This window comes from Dinoroseobacter sp. S375, assembly GCF_049800775.1.
Lineage (GTDB): Bacteria > Pseudomonadota > Alphaproteobacteria > Rhodobacterales > Rhodobacteraceae > Dinoroseobacter.
The window spans coordinates 28,578-46,039 of sequence record NZ_JBNAFR010000005.1 but is presented as its reverse complement, the minus strand read 5'-3'; the positions used below and the strand labels follow the sequence as shown (position 1 = coordinate 46,039).

Here is a 17,462-nt window from a genome sequence, read left to right as displayed (position 1 = left end):
GTCACCGTGGGTCAGACGACGGCGAGGATCGCGACCAGCGCCAGCGTCAGGCCCCAGGCTCGCCAGAGCGCGCGGCAGGCGCCTTCGATGGTGTCGGGGCCGGGGGTGCGGCTGCCCTCGGGATGGACGAAGGGGAACTCCCGCATCGCGCCGTCATAGCTGCGGGGGCCGGCCAGCGCCGTGCCAAGCGCCACGGCCATCGCCGCCTCGGGCCAGCCCGCATTGGGCGAGCGGTGCAGGGGCGCGTCCCGGGCGATCAGCGGCCAGTCCTGCGGGCGCCCGGCGGCCACGAGGATGACCAGCGCGCTGAGCCGCGCGGGCACCCAGTTCAGCAGGTCGTCAAACCGCGCCGCGGCCCAGCCAAAGGCCTCATGGCGCGGGGTGCGGTAGCCGATCATGCTGTCGGCGGTGTTGGTGATCTTGTAGAGCATCAACCCCGGCAGCCCGCCGGTCAGGAACCAGAAGGCCGGGGCCAGCACCCCGTCCGAGAAGTTCTCGGCCCCGGATTCGATGGCCGCCCGCGCCACGCCGGGGGCGTCGAGCGCCGCGGTGTCCCGCCCCACGATCATCGCCACGGCGGCGCGGCCCTGGGGCAGGCCTGCCTGCAATCCCGTGGCCACGGCGCGCACATGCTCCACAAGGCTGCGATGGGCGAGCAGGATCGCGGCGAGCAGGGCCTCGACCACCCAGCCGAGACTGGCCAGCGCCGCCCCGAGCGCCACAGCGCACAGGCCCAGCGTGACCATCACCAGCACCCCGCGGAACCGCCCGTCCTTGCCGGTATTGAGCCGTGCATCCGCCCCGCCAATGAGCCGCCCCATCAAAACCGCCGGATGGGGCAGGCGCGACCAGAGCCAATCGGGCTCACCAAAGGCCGCGTCGAGTAGCAGCGCCACCAGCAGGATCGCGGCATGCTCGGTCATGACAGGGCGCGCTCCAGCCGGGCCCAGTCTTCCGCGCGCCCGGGCAGGCCAAGGCGCAGCCATGTGGCGGAATAGGGGAAGCGGCGGGTCAGGATGTGATGGCTGGCCAAATGTCCCTGAGCGTCTTCTGCCGAGCCGGTGTCATAGAGCCGAAACAGCGGCGTGCCCCCGAGACAGCGCCAGCCCGCACCGGTCGCCATGGCGTCCAGCCGCGTGGCATCCCGCGCAAGCCGCGCGCGGGTTTCCTCGGCCCAGTCCAGATCCCGCAGGGCCGTTGTGCCTATCCGCAGGGCCGGGCCGGACACCGCCCAGGGCCCGATCCGCTCGCGCAGCGGGGCCAGGGTCTCGGGGTGCCCGATGGCGAAGCCCAGCCGCAGACCGGCCAGCCCCCAGAACTTGCCAAAGCTCTTGAGCACCAGGGTCCCGGGCCGCACGGCCCGGGCGATCAGGCTCGCCTCGGGGGCGACGTCGCAGAAGCTTTCATCGATCACCGTCAGCGCGTCATCCGCGGGGATCTCATCCCCGCGCCACTGCCGCCCGTCGGGGTTGTTGGGATGGACAAGAACCCGCGCGCCAAGGCCCGGTTGATCCAGACTGCCCGCCACCAGATCCCAACCATGGGCGGCAAAGGCGGCCCCGTGTTCGTTATAGGTCGGCGCAGGGATCGCGACGCGGCCCCGTGGTCTGAGCCCCGGCAGGCTCGCGATCAGAGCCGAGGCCCCGGGCGCGGGCAGGATGTCGACACCCTCAGGCACCCGCCAGAACGCCCGGGCCGCCGCGCAGAGCGCATCAAAGGCAGGCTGATCGGGCAGGGCGGTCCAGTCTGACGCCGTGAATGTGCCCACCGGATAGGGCACGGGGTTGATCCCGGTCGAGAGGTCGATCCAGGCCTCCCGCGCGCCGCCCCAGAGGACCCGCGCGGCCTCGATCCCGCCGCCATGGTCGCGGGGCGGGCTCTGGCTCATGGGGTCTGGTCCTCAGCCTCTTGCGTCGGCAGGGGCAGGTGGCGGGTCACGAAATGCCCCTTCACCCCCTGCGGCCAGGTCCGGTAGGGCACCTGCCCGGTTTCGGACACCGCATGGAGGGCGGCATAGGCCACGATGGCCTCCGCCGCCTCGGCCCCGGCCTCGAAATCCCCCAGCGTATAGGCGAGCTTACCAGCCCCCTGGATCGTCACGTTGCAGCCGGATTTGCAGCCCATCAGGCAGGAGTGCCGCCGCGTGCGCACATCCGACGCCCCGGCGGCTGCGGCCTCGATCAGCGCGGCGAGCACCTCGCCATCGGTGGTCTCGGCACCGCGATCCTCCCAATCGGCGCGTTTGCAGGTGTCGCAGATGGTGATCCAGCTTGTCATGGCACGTCCTCGATCGGTGGCGATTGCGCGTTTCCCGTCATGTCCCGCATTTCGCGGCAAGGTTCAATCGGCGATGCGCGTTTGCCCGTCGGGCGTCCTGGACCGGTGCAGACTTGAGCAGCGCTCTATCCTGAGCGGACATGATGAGTGAAAAATTGCCGATCCCGTCAAAATTTGAAGAACGGGTCAAAAAGTATTACCGATCTGCCGGGCTTATGGGCTAGCTTGCCGGCAGAGCGAGTCCGGCGGCTTGGCCGTCCAGAATCGCCAAGGGGGTAAAATGCGCGTTTTGATCGTCCATGGCCAGGCGGGTCTCGCCGGTATTTGGGCTTCACATCTCAAGCGCGGCGGAGCACGTGTCGACTGTGTGTCGGCACAGGAAGATGCCGTGCGCCACCTGAGCGAACATCCTGTGGATGTGGTGCTTCTGTCACTGACCCTGACCGAGGGCAGTGCCTTGGCGATTGCCGATTATGCCAGCTACCGCCGTCCCGAGACGCAGGTGATCTTCGTGAACAACTCGCAGTTCTTCAGCGACGGATCGATCTTCAACCATGTCTCGAATGCTCGGGCGATGATGCCCGAAGACACCCCGCCCGAAGACCTGACGGCGATGGTGGAGCATTACGCCACCCACTGAACCTTACTGATGTCCGCCCGCAGGCGCGGGTTAGGCGGCGAGCAGACGCTCGCGGCCATGGGGTGCCATCCAATCGATCTCGGGATTGATCGGAATGATTCGGTGCGGATTGATGCTCTCGTGGCTGTAGTGGTAGTGGCGCACGATATGGTCGAAATTCACCGTCTCGGCGACACCCGGCCATTGGAAGAGTTCCCGGGTATAGGCCCAGAGGTTGGGGTAATCGACAATCCGGCGCCGGTTGCATTTGAAATGCAGGTGATAGACCGGATCAAAGCGCACCAGCGTGGTGAAGAGCCGCCAATCGGCCTCGGTGATCCGATCCCCGGTCAGATAGCGGCGGGTGCTCAGCCGGTCCTCGACCCAGTCCAGCGCGCCGAACAGCGTGGTGACCGCCTCGTCATAGGCGGGCTGGCTCGTGGCAAAGCCGGATTTGTAGACGCCGTTATTGATGTCGGAATAGACCCGGTCATTGACGGCGTCGATCTCGGCGCGCAGGGCCTCGGGGTAGAAATCCTGAGTGTCGCCGGTCAGCCCGTCAAAGGCTGTGTTGAACATCCGGATGATCTCGGAGCTTTCGTTGGACACGATCGTCTTGCTCGCCTTGTCCCACAGGATCGGCACGGTCACCCGGCCCGAAATCTTGGGATCGGCCTTGGTATAGAGGTCTCGGGCAAAGGGCAGGCCATAGAGCCGGTCGCCCGTCGCCCCCTCCTGATCGGTCTCGAAGGTCCAGCCATCGGACAGCATGTCCGGATGCACGACCGAGACGTCGATATGCGGGGTCAGCCCCTTGAGCGCGCGAAAGATCAGCGTGCGGTGTGCCCAGGGACAGGCCAGCGAAACATAGAGGTGATAGCGCCCGCTCTCGGCGGGAAAGCCCGCCTTGCCCGAGGGGCCCGCGCTGCCATCGGCGGTGATCCAGTTGCGGAACCCGGCAGTCGACCGGACGAACTTCCCGCCCGTGCTTTTGGTGTCGTACCAGACGTCGTGCCATGTGCCGTCGACAAGCTGTCCCATCGTGGATCTCCTCTCCTTGCGTGCTCCAAGACCTAGCGGGCCGAGCGGTCTGCGGAAATACGCAGGGCCGCAGAGCCTCTCCCACATGGACGCACAGATCGGCCAAAGGTTCCGCGGCGCTTTGGCCTGTGCTGCGGCGCCGAAAGCAATTGCGCGCCTGCGGGGCGGCAGCTATGACCCGAAGAGACGACGCCCGTCATGGGCCAGAATGGTTGCCTTGCAGGCCGCTGACCCAACCCGGGAGCGCGCGGCAAGGATCGTCAGGGCGCTGCTCGCAACAGCGGCGCTGCGCATGGGCCAGGTCTGGACGGGCATGTTGAATGACAAGGACCGTGCCGATGACTCGCCTCTGCCTCCGTTTTCTCACTGCCTGCCTGGCGCTGGGCACCGGCCCGCTCTGGGCGCATCCCGGGCATTTGTCGGGGCTGGCCGGGCATGATCATTGGGTCGCGGGCGCGGCCATCGGTCTGGCGATCGCGCTGGGCATCTATGGCGCGCTGAAGGGGCGGAAATCCGACGGTCAGACCCAGGAGGCCGAGAGCGACGAGGCCGCCGAGGATGACAAGGCCGAGGCCCCCGCATGAGCGCGCCGGACGCGCCCGAGGGCAAGATCGGCGTCATGATCTGCGGTCATGGCTCGCGCAGTCAGGCAGCCGTGGATGAGTTCGCCCTGCTGGCCGAAAAGCTGCCGGTTTACCTGCCCGCCGGGTGGGAAATGGAATACGGCTATCTCGAGTTTGCCAACCCGGTGATCCGCGACGGGCTCGACAAGCTGCGTGCCAAGGGATGCGACCGGATCCTTGCGGTGCCGGGCATGCTCTTTGCCGCGATGCATTCCAAAAACGACATCCCCACGGTGCTGAACACCTATGCGGCCAAGCATGGGCTTTCGGTGTCTTATGGGCGCGAGCTGGGCGTGGACCCCAAGATGATCGCCGCCGCCGGGGCCCGCGCGATGGAGGCCGTGGCCGAGGCGAATGCCACCCATGGCGAGGTCGCGCTGCATGACACCTGCCTCGTGGTGATCGGGCGCGGCGCGTCGGACCCCGATGCCAATGGCAACGTGGCCAAGATCGCCCGGATGCTGCAGGAGGGGCTCGGCTTCGGCTGGTGCGAGGTCGGCTATTCCGGCGTGACCTTCCCGCTGGTGGAGCCCTGCCTGCAACACGCGGCCAAGCTCGGCTACAAGCGTATTCTCGTCCTGCCCTATTTCCTCTTCACCGGCATCCTGATCGATCGGATCTACGGCTTCACCGATCAGGTGGCGGCCGAGCATCCGGACATCCAGTTCGTCAAGGCGCTCTATCTGCGCGACCACGAGGCCGTGCTGCAGACCTTCGCCGAGCGCGTTCAGGAGCAGATGTCCGACACTCCGCCGCCCAATTGCGGGCAATGCGGGTATCGCGCGCAGGTCCTGTCGCTCGAGGATGGCGCGTCCCATGTGATCACCGCCGAGGAGCGGAGCCATCCCGCCTTTGGTGCCGTGCCGCCCGCCACCTGCGTGCTCTGTAAGTACCGGACGCAGGTTCTGGGTTTCGAGGCCGAGGTCGGCGCGGTTCAGGAGAGCCACCACCACCATGTGGAGGGGCAGGGGGCCTCGGCGCCCGGCTCGAACGTGTCCGATTGCAAGCTCTGCGACACGTTCTGCACCGGGCTCTGCCGGTTGGAGGCGCAGCACGATCACCATCACCACCATGGGCATGACCACAGCCATGATCACGGCCACGGCCACACGCATGGACACGATCACGGGCATTCCCACGACCACGGGCACCATCACCACCACGCGCCCTACCCCCATGCGAAACACCCGCACGGGCCTGAAAGCGCGCGCAAGTCGGCGAAGCCTGCCGGCTGATGACGCGGATCTTCGGTTCTTATCTCGTTGCCGATTGGTCGGCCAATGGCACGCCGAAAACCGGCAAGGACAGCATCTGGCTCGCGCTGGCGCGTCCGGGCCGTGACCCGCTGGTCGAGAACCCGGCGACACGGGCCGAGGCGGTGGCGCGACTTGCAGAGCTGATCGGGACCGAGCAGGCCGCCGGGCGACGGGTGCTGGCGGGGTTCGATTTCCCCTTCGGTTATCCGGCCGGCTTTGCGGAGAAGCTGGGCGAGGGGGCCGATTGGCGAGCCGTCTGGGCGCGCATCGCCGCCGAGCTTGTAGAGGGTGAGAACAACGCCAACAACCGCTTCGATGCCGCCGCCGCGCTGAACGGGCTGTTCCCCGGCATGGGGCCGTTCTGGGGCAACGGATTGAAACGGGACATTCCCGACCTGCCGCGCAAGCTGCCCGACGGGTTTGGCGAGACATTGCCGGTGCGGCTGCGCCATGCCGAGGGGCAGGCGAGTGCCGCGCAGGAGGTCTGGAAACTGTCGGGCGCGGGCTCGGTCGGGGGTCAGGCCCTGACCGGGATCGCCGCGCTCGAGGGGCTCCGCCATAGGCTTGGAGCCCGGGTCTGGCCGTTCGAGGCATGGTCGGACGGGACCGCGCCGGTCCTGGCCGAGGTCTTTCCTTCGCTGGTGGAGGTACCCCATCTGCCCGGCAAGGTGCGCGACGCGGTGCAGGTCGAAAGCCTGGCGCGTGCCCTCTCGGCGCTGGACGGGGCCGGGCGGCTTGCGGGGATGCTCGATGCGCCCAAGGCCCAGCCCGACGATGTGATGCGGCACGAGGCGACGATCCTAGGGCTCGGCTACGAGGCGCTGCTGGGCCGCGCGGTGACCGAGGCCGCAGCCGAGATCGCCACGCCGCCCAAGGCATCGCGCCCGCCCATGCGACCCTATGAAAAGGACCCGTCCGCGATCTATGCTCAAAGCTTTGCCACCGTGCAGGCCGAAGCCAATCTTGGCCGCTTTCCCCAGGGGCTCGACCGTTTGGCCACGCGGCTGATCCACGCCTGCGGCATGGTCGAGGTGGCGGACCGGCTGGTCTTCTCGCCCGAGGCGTTCACGGCCGGACATGACGCGCTCCGGGCTGGAAAGCCCGTGCTCTGCGATTGCGAGATGGTGGGGGCCGGGATCATCCGGCGCTATCTGCCCGCCGAGAACCCGGTGATCGTGACCCTGAACGACCCGACCGTCCCCGCGCGCGCGCAAGACATCGGCAACACGCGCTCTGCCGCGGCGGTGGAGCTTTGGGCGCCGCATCTCGACGGCGCGGTGGTGGCCATCGGCAACGCGCCCACGGCCCTGTTCCACCTGCTGGAGCTGATAGACGCGGGCGCGCCGCGCCCCGCGGTCATTCTGGGCTTCCCCGTGGGCTTTGTCGGGGCCGCGGAATCAAAGGCCGAGTTGGCGCGGGATCCGCGCGGTTGCGATTTCGTCGCCCTGCGCGGGCGTCGCGGCGGCTCGGCCATGGCCTCGGCGGCGGTGAATGCACTGGCCGCAGGACTTCCGGAGATCGCCTCATGAGCACGACCCCCTGGCTTCATATCGTGGGCATTGGCGAGGATGGGCTCGCCGGGCTTCTGCCCGCCACGCGCGCGGTGGTCGAGGCCGCCGAGGTGATCGTTGGCGGCGAGCGGCACCATCAGCTTTCGGCCTCGGTCACAGCGGAACGTCTGGCCTGGCCCCATCCGTTCGACGCGCTGGTCGACACGCTGAAATCCCTGGCCGGGCGGCGGGTCGTGGTGCTGGCCACGGGCGACCCCCTGTGGTTCTCGGTTGGCGCGCGGATCGGACGGGCCATTCCGGCTGCCGAGATCACCTATCACCCGCAGCTATCCGCCTTTCAGCTGGCCTCGGCCCGGATGGGCTGGAGCCTCGCGGATGTCGAGACGCTCACCGTGCATGGCCGTCCGGTCGAGCAGATGATCGCCTTCATCCAGCCCGATCAGCGGCTTCTGATCCTGACCACCGGGGCCGAGACCCCGGGCCAGATCGCGCGCTTTCTGTCCGAACGGGGCTTCGGGCAGTCGAAACTGACGGTGCTGGCGGCCATGGGCGGGCCGGAGGAGGCGCGGTTCGACGGCGTCGCCGAGAGCTGGGACCACGAGGTGCCGCCCTTCAACACGCTGGCGGTCGAGTGCATCGCGGCACCGGATTGCGCGCTGCTGCCCCGGGTGCCGGGGCTGGCGGATGATCTCTTTGTCCATGACGGGACGATGACCAAGCGCGAGGTGCGGGCGGTGACGCTGGCCAAGCTCATGCCCATGCGCGGGGCGCTCTTGTGGGACATTGGAACGGGCTGCGGATCGGTCGCGGTCGAGTGGATGCGCGGCGCACGCTACGCCCGCGCCATCGGGATCGAGCCGCGCGCGGACCGGCGGGCCATGGCGGCGGCGAATGCGCTGGCGCTGGGGGTGCCCAAGCTCGAGGTGATCGAGGGCACGGCGCCCGCCGCGCTGGCGGGGCTCGAGGCACCGGATGCGATTTTCGTCGGCGGCGGGCTCAGCCCGGATGTGTTCGAGGCGGCTTGGGGCGCGTTGCGCCCCTTGGGGCGGCTGGTGGCAAACGCCGTGACGCTGGAGAGCGAGCAGGAGTTGATCGGGCTGCATGCGGCCCATGGCGGTGAGCTGACCAAGCTGTCGGTCCATCGGGCCGAGCCCGTAGGGCCGCGCACCGGCTGGCGGCCCTTCATGCCGGTGACCCAGTGGAGCCTCGTCAAGCGATGAGCGGGACGCTTTATGGAATTGGCCTCGGCCCCGGGGATCCGGAGCTGATGACGCTCAAGGCGGACCGGTTGATCCGTGGGGCGCGCGTCGTGGCCTATCCGGCGCTGGTCGCGGGCGAAAGTTTCGCGCGCGGGATCGCGGCAAGCGCGATCCCGGAGGACGCGCGAGAAATCCGGATCGAGGTCCCCATGACCCCCGAGCGCGCCCCGGCGCAGGCGGCCTATGATCGCGCCTCGACCGAGATCGCCGAAGCGCTCTCGGCGGGGCAGGACGTGGTGTGCCTGTGCGAGGGGGATCCGTTCTTCTATGGCTCTTTCATGTATCTCCACGCCCGGCTGGCGGATCGCTTCCCGGTGGAGGTCGTGCCGGGGGTCACCTCCATGACCGCCTGCGCGGCGCTGGCGGCGCGCCCCTTGGTGGCGCGAAACGAGCGTTTGACGGTCCTGCCCGGGCCCTTGCCCGAGGCAGAGCTGACGGCCCGTCTGGCGGAGTGTGAGACGGCGGTGATCATGAAGGTCGGGCGACATCTGGCGAAGATCCGGCAGGTGCTCGAGACGGTCGGGCTGGCGCGGAACGCGGTCTATCTGGAGCGCGCGACCCTGCCCGCCGAGAAAGCGCTGCCACTGGCCGAAGCACCGGACCCCGCCCCCTATTTTTCGATGATTCTGGTGACGAAAGGAGCCGATCCATGGCTGTGACGCCGATTGTTGTGGCGATTTCAGCCGCGGGTGAAGAGATGGCGCAGCGGATCGCGGCGGCGCGCGGCTGGGCGGTCCATGGCCGTGCCGGGCGCGTCGTGAAGGCGGATGCGCATTTCGACAATGCACTGACCCATGTGCGCGACCTCTTTGCCGCGGGTGTGCCGGTGGTCGGGGTCTGTGCGGCGGGGATCTTGATCCGTGCGGTGGCGCCCTTGCTGGCCGACAAGACCACCGAGCCGCCGGTGGTGGCCGTGGCCGAGGATGGCTCGGTCGTGGTGCCGCTTCTGGGCGGGCATCGCGGCGCCAACCGGATTGCGGCGGATCTGTCTGAGCTGCTTGGTGGGGTTTCTGCCGTGACCACTGCGGGCGACGTGGCGCTGGGCGTGGCGCTGGATGCGCCGCCTGCGGGCTATCGTCTGGCCAATCCGGGCGATGCGAAAGCGGTGATGGCCGGGCTTTTGTCCGGGGGGGGCGCGCGCCTTGTCGGCGAGCCGCTGTTCGACCTGCCTGAGGGTGATGGCGCGGAGATCGCCGTGGCCGAAGCGCCGCTGGAGGGGGGGGCGACCCGCCTTGTCTATCACCCGCAGCGTTTTGCGCTGGGCGTGGGATGCGCCCGGAATGCCGCGCCCGAGGTGTTGCGCGCCCAGGTCTTCGAGATGCTCGCCGAAGCCGGGATCGCCCCTGGCGCGGTGGCTTCGGTGAACACGCTGGACCTCAAGGCGGATGAGCCTGCGATGCACGCGCTGGCCGTTGAGCTGGACGTGCCCTTGCGGGTGTTCACGGCAGCGGAGCTTGAGGCCGAGGCGTCGCGTCTGGCCAACCCGTCGGAGGTGGTCTTTGCCGAGGTCGGGTGCCACGGTGTGGCCGAAGGGGCCGCGTTGGCGGCTGCGGGCGGTGATGCCGCGCTGGTGGAGGCCAAGCGCAAGACCGCGACGACGACCTGCGCACTGGCGCGCGCGCCGGAGCCGATCACCGAGTTGCGCGGCCGGGCGCGGGGGAGGGTCTCGGTCGTGGGGATCGGACCCGGGCAATCGGCCTGGCGCACACCGGAGGTGAGCCGGCTTGTGGCCGAAGCCGAAGAGCTGGTGGGCTATGGTCTCTATATCGATCTGCTCGGGCCTTTGGCGGCGGGGAAAACGCGATCGGACTTCCCGCTCGGCGGGGAAGAGGATCGGTGCCGCTACGCGCTGGAGCGCGCGGGCGAGGGGCGCAATGTGGCGCTGGTTTGCTCGGGGGATGCGGGGATCTATGCCATGGGCGCGCTGGTCTTCGAGCTTTTGGACCGGGGACCTGAGGCGCAGGGCGTGTCAGATGCGGCGCGGCGGGTCGAGGTGGTCTGCTCGCCGGGCGTGAGCGCCCTGCAGGCGGCGGCGGCCCGGGCCGGGGCCCCGTTGGGGCATGATTTCTGCGCGATTTCGCTGTCAGATTTGTTGACGCCCCGGGCGGATATCCTGCGCCGGTTGCAGGCGGCGGCGGAGGGTGATTTCGTCATCGCGTTCTACAACCCGGTGTCGAAAACGCGGCGGACGCTCTTGGCAGAGGCGCGCGAGATCCTGCTGCGGCACCGTCCAGCGGACACGCCGGTTCTGCTGGCCAGTTCGCTGGGTCGCCCCGAGGAAGAGATCCGCTATCGCCGTCTCGATGCGCTGGAAGTGGATGAGGTCGATATGCTCACGGTTGTGCTGGTCGGGTCCTCGAACTCGCAGCTGGCTCAGCTGGGCGCCGGGCCGCGCATGTACACGCCGCGCGGCTATGCGCGCAAGATCGATGGGGATCTCTCGAATGTTGGGTGATCCAATTGCGCAGGCTGCGCCTGCATTCGATTTTTTGTCCGCCCTTGGCGACGACAAGCGCGTGATACTGGGTGGTGCGGCGGCTTCGGGCGGCGGAATCTCTGCTGCGCAGCCGTTTGTAGGCAGGTCTGCCGCAAACAGGCCAGTCCCAGTCTGTATCCGGGCGTCCGCGCCTCAAGGCCAAGCGGGCGATTCCCGGCGCTGCGCGGGCTGTGACCCGCGCCCGACCTCAAGGAGAGGCTGATATGACCGTGTATTTCATTGGTGCGGGTCCCGGGGATCCGGAGCTTTTGACCCTCAAGGCGCAGCGCGTGATCGGGGCGTGCCCGGTCTGTCTCTATGCCGGGTCGCTGGTGCCGGCGGAGGTGGTGGGTTGCGCGCCCGAGGGCGCGCGGGTGCTGGACACAGCCCCCATGACGCTTGAGGACACCCATGCGGAGATCGTTGCGGCCCATGGCCGAGGCGAGGATGTGGCGCGGGTGCATTCCGGGGATCCGTCGCTTTACGGTGCAATTGCCGAGCAGATCCGACGCCTGCGCGCCGATGGCATTCCCTATGAGATCATCCCGGGTGTACCGGCCTATGCGGCCGCCGCTGCGGCCCTCGGTCAGGAGCTGACCATCCCGGAAATCGCGCAATCCATCGTGTTGACCCGGGTGTCGATGAAGTCGACCTCCATGCCCGAGCACGAGACGCTGGAGAATTTCGCCCGCACCCGGGCCACTCTGGCCATCCATCTGGGCGTGCGGAACCTGCGCGAGATTGAGCGGGTGCTCACCCCCTATTACGGGGCCGATTGCCCGGTGGTCGTGGCCTATCGCGTGGGCTGGCCGGACCAGATGTTCCTGCGCGGCACGCTCTCGGATATCCACGCCAAGGTTCGGGCCGAGAAGATCACGCGCACGGCGCTGATTCTCGTTGGCCCCGCCTTGGGCGAGGTGGGGGATTTCAAGGACAGCGCGCTTTATGATCCCGAGATGCCCCATGTCCTGCGCCCCCATGCGCGCAAATCGGCAACAGCTGGCTGAGCGCAAAGGGGGCCGGGGGGACTCATCTTGATCTTCGCGCGTGGCGGCGCATCTTGGTTCCCGAGGGATACGAAAGGCTGCCGCCATGTCCAGTTACCTGCCCAAGGAGGTCCGCGAGGGTCTCGAGCAAGCCCGCGAGCGCGCGGCCCGCAAGTCCAGGACGCGACTGCGGGTGCATGTGGGCCCCGAAGCCTACACGATCCGGAAATTCGGGGCCGAGGCCTTTACGCTGAAGGCCGATGGCGCGCCGCATCTTCGTGGGCTCGTGGATATCTTTCGCGGCTCCGAGCACCTGTATCAGGCGCTCATCGTGACGGCGGCGCAGGACGGGCCGGAGATGCGCTATGAGTTCAAGCGCATGACCCGGACCCGCAATCAGGTCCCGCTGGATTACGCGCGGGACCGCACCGCGCCTGCGGCGCTGATCACCAAGCAATAGGCCTTATTGCAGGTCCTTGAACGCATCCGCGAGGCGGGTCACCGCCTCGTCGATCCGCGCGCGGTTGGTGCCGATATTGAACCGCAGGAAGCTCTCGCCGCCCTGGCCCAGCGTATGCCCGGGGGTGGTGGCGATCCTGGCACTGCCATAGACCCGGTCGGAGAACTCTGCGCGGGCCATGCCGGTATCGGCGAAATCAACCCATGCGAGATAGGTGCCCTGCATCGGCATCGCGCGCAGGCCGGGGATCGCGTTGACACCGTCGATGAAACGCGTCGCGTTCTCCTCCAGATAGGCGCAGAGCGCATCGGCCCAGGCCGCCCCCTCGGTCGAATAGGCCGCGCGGGTCAGGGCCACGCCCATCAGGTTGGGCTGCATGTCGAGCGCATTGAAGAACTTGAAAAACCGCGCGCGCAGATCCGGGTCCGGGATGGTCACGCAGCCCGTGCGCCCCCCCGCGATGTTGAAGGTCTTGGAGGCCGATGTCGTCATGACCAGCCGGTCCGTGATCTCAGGCGCGGCCACATGCATCGGAATATGCGTGTGTCCCGCAAAGGTCAGATCCGCGTGGATCTCGTCCGAGATCAGCATCAGGTCGTGCCGCTGACAGAAGGCCGCGAGGCCGCTCAGCTCGGCCTGGGTCCAGACCCGTCCCGCCGGGTTGTGGGGTGAGCAGGCGATGATCATCTTCTCGCGCCCCGAGAGCATCCCGTCATAGGCGTCGAAATCCATGCGATAGATCCCGTCCTCGATCACCAGCGGCAGCTCGCGGACCACGCGCCCGGTCTTGCGGATCTTGTTGGCAAACTCGTGATAGACCGGCGAGAAGATCGCGATCTCGTCGCCGGGCTCGGTCAGCGCGTTGAGGGTGATCGCGATCCCGTTGCCGAGCCCGTATGTGGTGAACATCCAGTCCCGGTCCATGGTCCAGCCATGGCGGTCCCGCATCCAGCCGATGATCGCATCCTCATAGCTTTCGAGCCCGCAGAAATACCCGTAATCGGCGCGTTCCAGCAGGCCCCGCATGGCGTCCTGCAAAACGGGGGCCGGGGCGAAATCCATATCCGCGATCCACATGGCAAGCCCGTCTTCGGCAGGCACGCCAAAGGCGCGCTCCATCAGGTCCCATTTGGAGCAATCCGTGCCGCGCCGGTCGATCTGGGTGTCAAAGGTCATGAAGGTCTCCGTGAGTACCGGCCGAAGCTAACGGGATCCGGGGCAGGTGCAAGTCCCCGGGCCGGGGGACACGATGTTGCGCTGACCATACGGGTCGATTACATCAGCTTCATGACCATTCGACCGATCCTGATCCACCCCGACCCGCGCCTGAAGAAAACCGTCGATCCGGTGGCCGAAGTCACCGACGAGATCCGCGCGCTCGCCGAGGATATGCTGGTGACCATGTATGACGCCCCGGGGATCGGGCTGGCCGGGCCGCAAGTGGCGGCGATGACCCGGATCATCACCATGGATTGCGCGCCCAAGGACGGGGACCCGGATCCGATGGTTCTGATCAACCCCGAGATCATGTGGTCCTCCGAAGAGATGAACACCTATGAAGAGGGCTGCCTCTCGATCCCCGAGATGTACGCGGATGTCGAGCGCCCGGCCGAGGTCGAGGTCCGCTGGACCACGCTGGACGGGGGCGAGGCCAGCGCCAAGATGGACGGGCTTTACGCCACCTGCGTGCAGCACGAGATTGACCATCTCGATGGCAAGCTCTTCATCGACTATCTCAAGCCGCTGAAGCGGCAGCTCATCACCCGCAAGATGGTCAAGCTCAAGCGTGAGCGGGCCCGTGCGGGCAGCTGACGCGCGCCTGCGCGCGCTCTGAGAGGCGGCGATGATCCAACCCTTCATCCCCTGGCCTGACAAGCGTCTGCGCAGTGCCGCAGAACCCGTCACCGAGATCACCGACGAGATCCGCGCCATCTGGGACGATATGATCGACACGATGGAGGCGATGCCCGGTGTCGGTCTCGCGGCCCCGCAGATCGGAGTGATGCAGGCCCTCGCAGTGGTCGACGCGTCCGAGGATCGCGGGCGCGCGGTGCGAATGGCCAATCCGGAAGTCCTCCATGCCAGTGCCAAGCTGCGCAGCCATGAAGAGGCCTCGCCGAACCTGCCCGGGGTCTTTGCCAAGATCGAACGTCCGCGGGCCGTGACCGTGCGGTTCCTCGATGCGACCGGCGCGGTGAAAGAGCAGGATTTCGTCGGTCTCTGGGCTACGAGCGTGCAGCACCAGATCGATCATCTGGCCGGGCGGATGTATTTCGACCGGCTGAGCAAGACCAAGCGCGACATGCTGCTGCGCAAGGCACGAAAGCAGGACAAATGAGACTGGTTTTCATGGGCACACCGGCCTTTTCGGTCCCGGTGCTGGACGCGCTGGTTTCAGCCGGGCATGAGATCGCCGCGGTCTATTGCCAGCCGCCCCGCCCCGCAGGTCGGGGCAAGAAGCCCCGCCCGAGCCCGGTCCAGGCCCGCGCCGAGGCGTTGGGCCTGATGGTCCGTCACCCGGTCTCGTTGAAAGGGGCCGAGGCGCAGGCGGAGTTCGCCGCCCTTGGCGCCGAGATCGCGGTTGTCGTGGCCTATGGGCTGATCCTGCCGCAGGCGGTGCTGGACGCGCCAGAGCATGGCTGCTGGAACATCCATGCCTCGCTTCTGCCGCGTTGGCGCGGGGCGGCACCGATCCACCGGGCGATCCTGGCCGGGGATGCTGAGACCGGGGTCTGCATCATGCAGATGGAGGCGGGGCTCGATACCGGCCCGGTGCTGCTGCGCGAGGCCATACCGATCGGGCCTGAGGATACCACCGGCGCGCTCCACGATCGGCTCTCGGATCTGGGCGCGCGCCTGATCGTGGAGGCCTTGGCACAGCGCCCGGACCTTGTGGCCGAGACCCAGCCCGAGACCGGCGTGACCTATGCCGCCAAGATCGACAAATCCGAGGCCCGGATCGATTGGACCCGGCCAGCGACAGACATCGACCGGCAGATCCGCGGATTGTCGCCATTTCCCGGGGCCTGGTGCGAGATCGCGGGCGAGCGGGTGAAGCTTCTGGCCTCCCGTCTCGTCAGTGGCACAGGCACACCCGGTCAAGTGCTGGAGGGGTTCACCGTGGCGTGCGGCAGCGGAGCGGTCGAGATCACCCGGGCGCAGCGGGCCGGAAAGAAAGCGTCCGAAGCTGCGGATATCCTCCGCGGTCTCAGCCTGCCTGAGCAGCTTTCCTGATCATCTGTTTGCGCTGGTGGCGCGGATAGGAGCCTCCGGCGGGGATATTTGGAGACTTAAGAAACCTGCTGCGAGAAGCCGAGCGATCCGCCTGTCTGAAGCCGGTCAAACTTGGGCGCGCGCTGATGTCTTAAGTCCGGAAATATCCCCGCCGGAGGCACAAAATCTCTTCTGGTGCGCGCCTAGCTCTTGCTCTTGCCGGGTTTGAACGGGGCCATGCCGGCCCGGGCCAGCTCGTCGGCGCGTTCGTTTTCCGGGTGGCCTGCATGGCCCTTCACCCACTCCCATTGCACGTCATGCCGGGCCTGCGCTTCGTCGAGGCGACGCCAGAGATCCTCGTTCTTCACGGGCTTCTTGGTGGAGGTTTTCCAGCCATTGCGTTTCCAGCCGTGGATCCACCCGGTCACCCCGCCTTTCACATAGGCGCTGTCGGTCACGACCGTGAGCTGAGCGGGTCGTTCCAGAGCCTCGAGCGCGTTGATCGCGGCCAGCAGTTCCATGCGGTTGTTGGTGGTGTGGGCCTCGCCGCCCTTCAGGGTCCGCTCTTTCACGACCGCGTCGCCGTCGCGCGCAATCAGCAGCGCGCCCCACCCCCCCGGGCCGGGATTTCCCGAACAGGCGCCATCGGTATAGGCAAAGAGCTCAGCCATGATCGGGTCTCCGGGAGGTGAGGATGATATAGGGATCGGTGCTGCCCGAGAGGCCTTCGCCCCGGCCATAATCGGCATCGGTGACCGTCAGGCCCATCTCGGCGAGCAGGGCGCGCAGGGCCTCTTCGGTGTAATAGGTGTAGAACCTGCCGAGCGCGTCGCGTTCCTCGCCCTCTCCGAGCTTGAGGCCGAGATGGAGCAGGCCGCCGGGGCGCAGCGCCCGGGCGATCGCAGCAAGGTGGCCCGGCATTTCGGCGCGCGGGGCGTGGAGCAGGCTGAAATTGGCCCAGATCCCATCGAAGGCCGCCTGGGCGGTCAGATCGTCGAACCGGGCCAGGCGGGCATCCACGCCCAGCTCTCTGGCTTGGACCACGAATTCCGGCGTTGCATCATAGGCGATGACCCGGTGACCGGCCTTCTGCATCAGGGAGGCGGCCCGCCCGGGTCCGCAGCCCAGATCGAGCACATCCGCCTTGTCCGGCAGCCCGTCGAGAAAGGCGCGCAGATGGCCATCGGCCCCCTTATCCGCAAATCGGGCGCGATACCGCTCGGCTTCGCGCCCATAGACCGCGAGGGTTTGCGGATCGCTCACAGCAGGACCCCGACCGCCAGACAGGCCACCACGATGCTGGTCAACAGCACGCGCAGATGCAACCACCAGGCCGGGGCGAGCCCTTGTTTCCAGAACAGATAGTCGAGCGCCAAGAGCCCGACAAAGCCCGTGATCAGATTCATCTGGGCCGAGACCGGCCCCCCACCGACCATGAAAAACGCCCAGAGCGCGGGCACGACGCTCAGCCCGTAGCCGGTCGTCGCCACTGTCCCCGTGGCCTTGGTTGCAAAGCCCCAGAGCACGCCGGACATGAAGGCCAGAATGATCGTGCCATAGAAGATCTGCACATAGGGCCCGATGAAGCGGGGGCCGAAGCTGTCCATCCCGAAACGCGCCAGCCCCTCGGACAGAAGCGTGCCCGCGCCGAACAGGAACGGGAGCAGACCGGCGAGACCGAGGATCAGGGCGGAACGGGGGATCTGTGTCATGGGGCCTTTGTGCCGCCCCCGTCGGGAGG

General features: G+C 67.6%; 20 protein-coding genes. 12 read left to right on the top strand and 8 right to left on the bottom strand.

Annotated elements, in window-relative coordinates; translation table 11 throughout:
• Window positions 1-11 precede the first annotated feature (11 nt).
• Genes cbiB through ACP150_RS12670 form a run of 3 tightly spaced genes read right to left on the bottom strand, consistent with a single transcriptional unit; the run spans window position 12 to window position 2,277 of the window.
• Complete coding sequence (gene cbiB / locus ACP150_RS12680) at window positions 12-923, bottom strand: adenosylcobinamide-phosphate synthase CbiB (RefSeq protein ID WP_424967020.1); 912 nt, start codon at window positions 921-923, stop codon at window positions 12-14.
• Window positions 920-1,888 carry a threonine-phosphate decarboxylase gene (locus ACP150_RS12675; protein ID WP_424967019.1) on the bottom strand — a complete coding sequence of 323 codons (969 nt, stop codon included), beginning with the start codon at window positions 1,886-1,888 and terminating at the stop codon, window positions 920-922. Before ACP150_RS12675 ends, cbiB begins: the two co-directional genes overlap by 4 nt.
• Window positions 1,885-2,277, bottom strand: a complete 393-nt coding sequence (locus tag ACP150_RS12670; protein WP_424967018.1) for a DUF1636 family protein — start codon at window positions 2,275-2,277, stop codon at window positions 1,885-1,887. Before ACP150_RS12670 ends, ACP150_RS12675 begins: the two co-directional genes overlap by 4 nt.
• Window positions 2,278-2,665: 388 nt before the next feature.
• Here ACP150_RS12670 and ACP150_RS12665 point away from each other — a divergent pair, with 388 nt between their 5' ends.
• On the top strand, window positions 2,666-2,917 hold the full coding sequence (locus tag ACP150_RS12665; RefSeq protein WP_424967017.1) for a hypothetical protein: 252 nt from the start codon (window positions 2,666-2,668) through the stop codon (window positions 2,915-2,917).
• 30 nt (window positions 2,918-2,947) lie between these two features.
• Here ACP150_RS12665 and ACP150_RS12660 read toward each other — a convergent pair whose 3' ends face one another.
• A complete protein-coding gene (locus ACP150_RS12660) occupies window positions 2,948-3,937 on the bottom strand; it encodes a glutathione S-transferase family protein (protein ID WP_424967016.1) in 990 nt (329 codons plus the stop codon).
• A 338-nt stretch (window positions 3,938-4,275) separates the two neighbouring features.
• On the opposite strand from ACP150_RS12660, the gene ACP150_RS12655 reads away from it, so the two are divergent.
• The 8 genes from ACP150_RS12655 to ACP150_RS12620 all read left to right on the top strand — a co-directional run bounded on the left by ACP150_RS12655 (window position 4,276) and on the right by ACP150_RS12620 (window position 12,508).
• Window positions 4,276-4,521 carry a DUF6732 family protein gene (locus tag ACP150_RS12655; RefSeq protein WP_424967224.1) on the top strand — a complete coding sequence of 82 codons (246 nt, stop codon included), beginning with the start codon at window positions 4,276-4,278 and terminating at the stop codon, window positions 4,519-4,521.
• On the top strand, window positions 4,518-5,795 hold the full coding sequence (locus ACP150_RS12650; RefSeq protein ID WP_424967015.1) for a sirohydrochlorin chelatase: 1,278 nt from the start codon (window positions 4,518-4,520) through the stop codon (window positions 5,793-5,795). Before ACP150_RS12655 ends, ACP150_RS12650 begins: the two co-directional genes overlap by 4 nt.
• A 911-nt stretch (window positions 5,796-6,706) precedes the next feature.
• The gene (locus tag ACP150_RS12645; RefSeq protein ID WP_424967223.1) at window positions 6,707-7,345 is read left to right on the top strand and encodes a precorrin-8X methylmutase; all 639 of its coding nucleotides are present in this window, start codon (window positions 6,707-6,709) and stop codon (window positions 7,343-7,345) included.
• Window positions 7,342-8,547, top strand: coding sequence for a precorrin-6y C5,15-methyltransferase (decarboxylating) subunit CbiE (gene cbiE / locus ACP150_RS12640; protein WP_424967014.1), 1,206 nt, complete (start codon window positions 7,342-7,344; stop codon window positions 8,545-8,547). The genes ACP150_RS12645 and cbiE overlap by 4 nt, the downstream gene beginning before the upstream one ends.
• Window positions 8,544-9,245, top strand: a complete 702-nt coding sequence (cobI, locus tag ACP150_RS12635) for a precorrin-2 C(20)-methyltransferase (protein ID WP_424967013.1) — start codon at window positions 8,544-8,546, stop codon at window positions 9,243-9,245. The genes cbiE and cobI overlap by 4 nt, the downstream gene beginning before the upstream one ends.
• Window positions 9,236-11,041, top strand: a complete 1,806-nt coding sequence (cobJ, locus tag ACP150_RS12630) for a precorrin-3B C(17)-methyltransferase (protein ID WP_424967012.1) — start codon at window positions 9,236-9,238, stop codon at window positions 11,039-11,041. The genes cobI and cobJ overlap by 10 nt, the downstream gene beginning before the upstream one ends.
• Window positions 11,042-11,286: 245 nt before the next feature.
• Complete coding sequence (cobM, locus tag ACP150_RS12625) at window positions 11,287-12,069, top strand: precorrin-4 C(11)-methyltransferase (protein ID WP_424967011.1); 783 nt, start codon at window positions 11,287-11,289, stop codon at window positions 12,067-12,069.
• Between the two features lie 85 nt (window positions 12,070-12,154).
• Entirely contained in the window at window positions 12,155-12,508 is a 354-nt protein-coding gene (locus ACP150_RS12620) for a hypothetical protein (protein ID WP_424967010.1), read from the top strand.
• Window positions 12,509-12,511: 3 nt separating this feature from the next.
• Here ACP150_RS12620 and ACP150_RS12615 read toward each other — a convergent pair whose 3' ends face one another.
• Window positions 12,512-13,684 (bottom strand): MalY/PatB family protein, encoded by a 1,173-nt coding sequence (locus ACP150_RS12615; RefSeq protein ID WP_424967009.1) that lies wholly within the window; start codon window positions 13,682-13,684, stop codon window positions 12,512-12,514.
• 111 nt (window positions 13,685-13,795) lie between these two features.
• Here ACP150_RS12615 and def (ACP150_RS12610) point away from each other — a divergent pair, with 111 nt between their 5' ends.
• The 3 genes from def (ACP150_RS12610) to fmt are packed head-to-tail and all read left to right on the top strand — an operon-like array spanning window position 13,796 to window position 15,742.
• Entirely contained in the window at window positions 13,796-14,320 is a 525-nt protein-coding gene (gene def, locus ACP150_RS12610) for a peptide deformylase (RefSeq protein WP_424967008.1), read from the top strand.
• Between the two features lie 31 nt (window positions 14,321-14,351).
• Window positions 14,352-14,846: a peptide deformylase gene (gene def / locus ACP150_RS12605; protein ID WP_424967007.1), complete on the top strand. Its 495-nt coding sequence runs from the start codon at window positions 14,352-14,354 to the stop codon at window positions 14,844-14,846.
• Window positions 14,843-15,742: a methionyl-tRNA formyltransferase gene (fmt, locus tag ACP150_RS12600; RefSeq protein WP_424967006.1), complete on the top strand. Its 900-nt coding sequence runs from the start codon at window positions 14,843-14,845 to the stop codon at window positions 15,740-15,742. Before def (ACP150_RS12605) ends, fmt begins: the two co-directional genes overlap by 4 nt.
• A gap of 182 nt (window positions 15,743-15,924) precedes the next feature.
• Here the strand turns inward: fmt and rnhA are convergent, their stop codons facing one another.
• Genes rnhA through ACP150_RS12585 form a run of 3 tightly spaced genes read right to left on the bottom strand, consistent with a single transcriptional unit; the run spans window position 15,925 to window position 17,433 of the window.
• Window positions 15,925-16,392: a ribonuclease HI gene (gene rnhA / locus ACP150_RS12595; protein ID WP_424967005.1), complete on the bottom strand. Its 468-nt coding sequence runs from the start codon at window positions 16,390-16,392 to the stop codon at window positions 15,925-15,927.
• Complete coding sequence (locus ACP150_RS12590) at window positions 16,385-16,984, bottom strand: class I SAM-dependent methyltransferase (protein ID WP_424967004.1); 600 nt, start codon at window positions 16,982-16,984, stop codon at window positions 16,385-16,387. The genes rnhA and ACP150_RS12590 overlap by 8 nt, the downstream gene beginning before the upstream one ends.
• A complete protein-coding gene (locus ACP150_RS12585) occupies window positions 16,981-17,433 on the bottom strand; it encodes a DUF3429 domain-containing protein (RefSeq protein WP_424967003.1) in 453 nt (150 codons plus the stop codon). Before ACP150_RS12585 ends, ACP150_RS12590 begins: the two co-directional genes overlap by 4 nt.
• Window positions 17,434-17,462: the final 29 nt, after the last annotated feature.

Excerpts from the sequence above, each read along its gene's own strand:
- cbiB (WP_424967020.1), bottom strand. The coding sequence starts at position 923 with ATGACCGAGCATGCCGCGATCCTGCTGGTGGCGCTGCTACTCGACGCG.
- ACP150_RS12675 (WP_424967019.1), bottom strand. The coding sequence starts at position 1,888 with ATGAGCCAGAGCCCGCCCCGCGACCATGGCGGCGGGATCGAGGCCGCG.
- ACP150_RS12670 (WP_424967018.1), bottom strand. The coding sequence starts at position 2,277 with ATGACAAGCTGGATCACCATCTGCGACACCTGCAAACGCGCCGATTGG.
- ACP150_RS12660 (WP_424967016.1), bottom strand. The coding sequence starts at position 3,937 with ATGGGACAGCTTGTCGACGGCACATGGCACGACGTCTGGTACGACACC.
- ACP150_RS12655 (WP_424967224.1), top strand. The coding sequence starts at position 4,276 with ATGACTCGCCTCTGCCTCCGTTTTCTCACTGCCTGCCTGGCGCTGGGC.
- ACP150_RS12650 (WP_424967015.1), top strand. The coding sequence starts at position 4,518 with ATGAGCGCGCCGGACGCGCCCGAGGGCAAGATCGGCGTCATGATCTGC.
- ACP150_RS12645 (WP_424967223.1), top strand. The coding sequence starts at position 6,707 with ATGCGACCCTATGAAAAGGACCCGTCCGCGATCTATGCTCAAAGCTTT.
- cbiE (WP_424967014.1), top strand. The coding sequence starts at position 7,342 with ATGAGCACGACCCCCTGGCTTCATATCGTGGGCATTGGCGAGGATGGG.
- cobI (WP_424967013.1), top strand. The coding sequence starts at position 8,544 with ATGAGCGGGACGCTTTATGGAATTGGCCTCGGCCCCGGGGATCCGGAG.
- cobJ (WP_424967012.1), top strand. The coding sequence starts at position 9,236 with ATGGCTGTGACGCCGATTGTTGTGGCGATTTCAGCCGCGGGTGAAGAG.
- cobM (WP_424967011.1), top strand. The coding sequence starts at position 11,287 with ATGACCGTGTATTTCATTGGTGCGGGTCCCGGGGATCCGGAGCTTTTG.
- ACP150_RS12620 (WP_424967010.1), top strand. The coding sequence starts at position 12,155 with ATGTCCAGTTACCTGCCCAAGGAGGTCCGCGAGGGTCTCGAGCAAGCC.
- ACP150_RS12615 (WP_424967009.1), bottom strand. The coding sequence starts at position 13,684 with ATGACCTTTGACACCCAGATCGACCGGCGCGGCACGGATTGCTCCAAA.
- def (WP_424967008.1), top strand. The coding sequence starts at position 13,796 with ATGACCATTCGACCGATCCTGATCCACCCCGACCCGCGCCTGAAGAAA.
- def (WP_424967007.1), top strand. The coding sequence starts at position 14,352 with ATGATCCAACCCTTCATCCCCTGGCCTGACAAGCGTCTGCGCAGTGCC.
- fmt (WP_424967006.1), top strand. The coding sequence starts at position 14,843 with ATGAGACTGGTTTTCATGGGCACACCGGCCTTTTCGGTCCCGGTGCTG.
- rnhA (WP_424967005.1), bottom strand. The coding sequence starts at position 16,392 with ATGGCTGAGCTCTTTGCCTATACCGATGGCGCCTGTTCGGGAAATCCC.
- ACP150_RS12585 (WP_424967003.1), bottom strand. The coding sequence starts at position 17,433 with ATGACACAGATCCCCCGTTCCGCCCTGATCCTCGGTCTCGCCGGTCTG.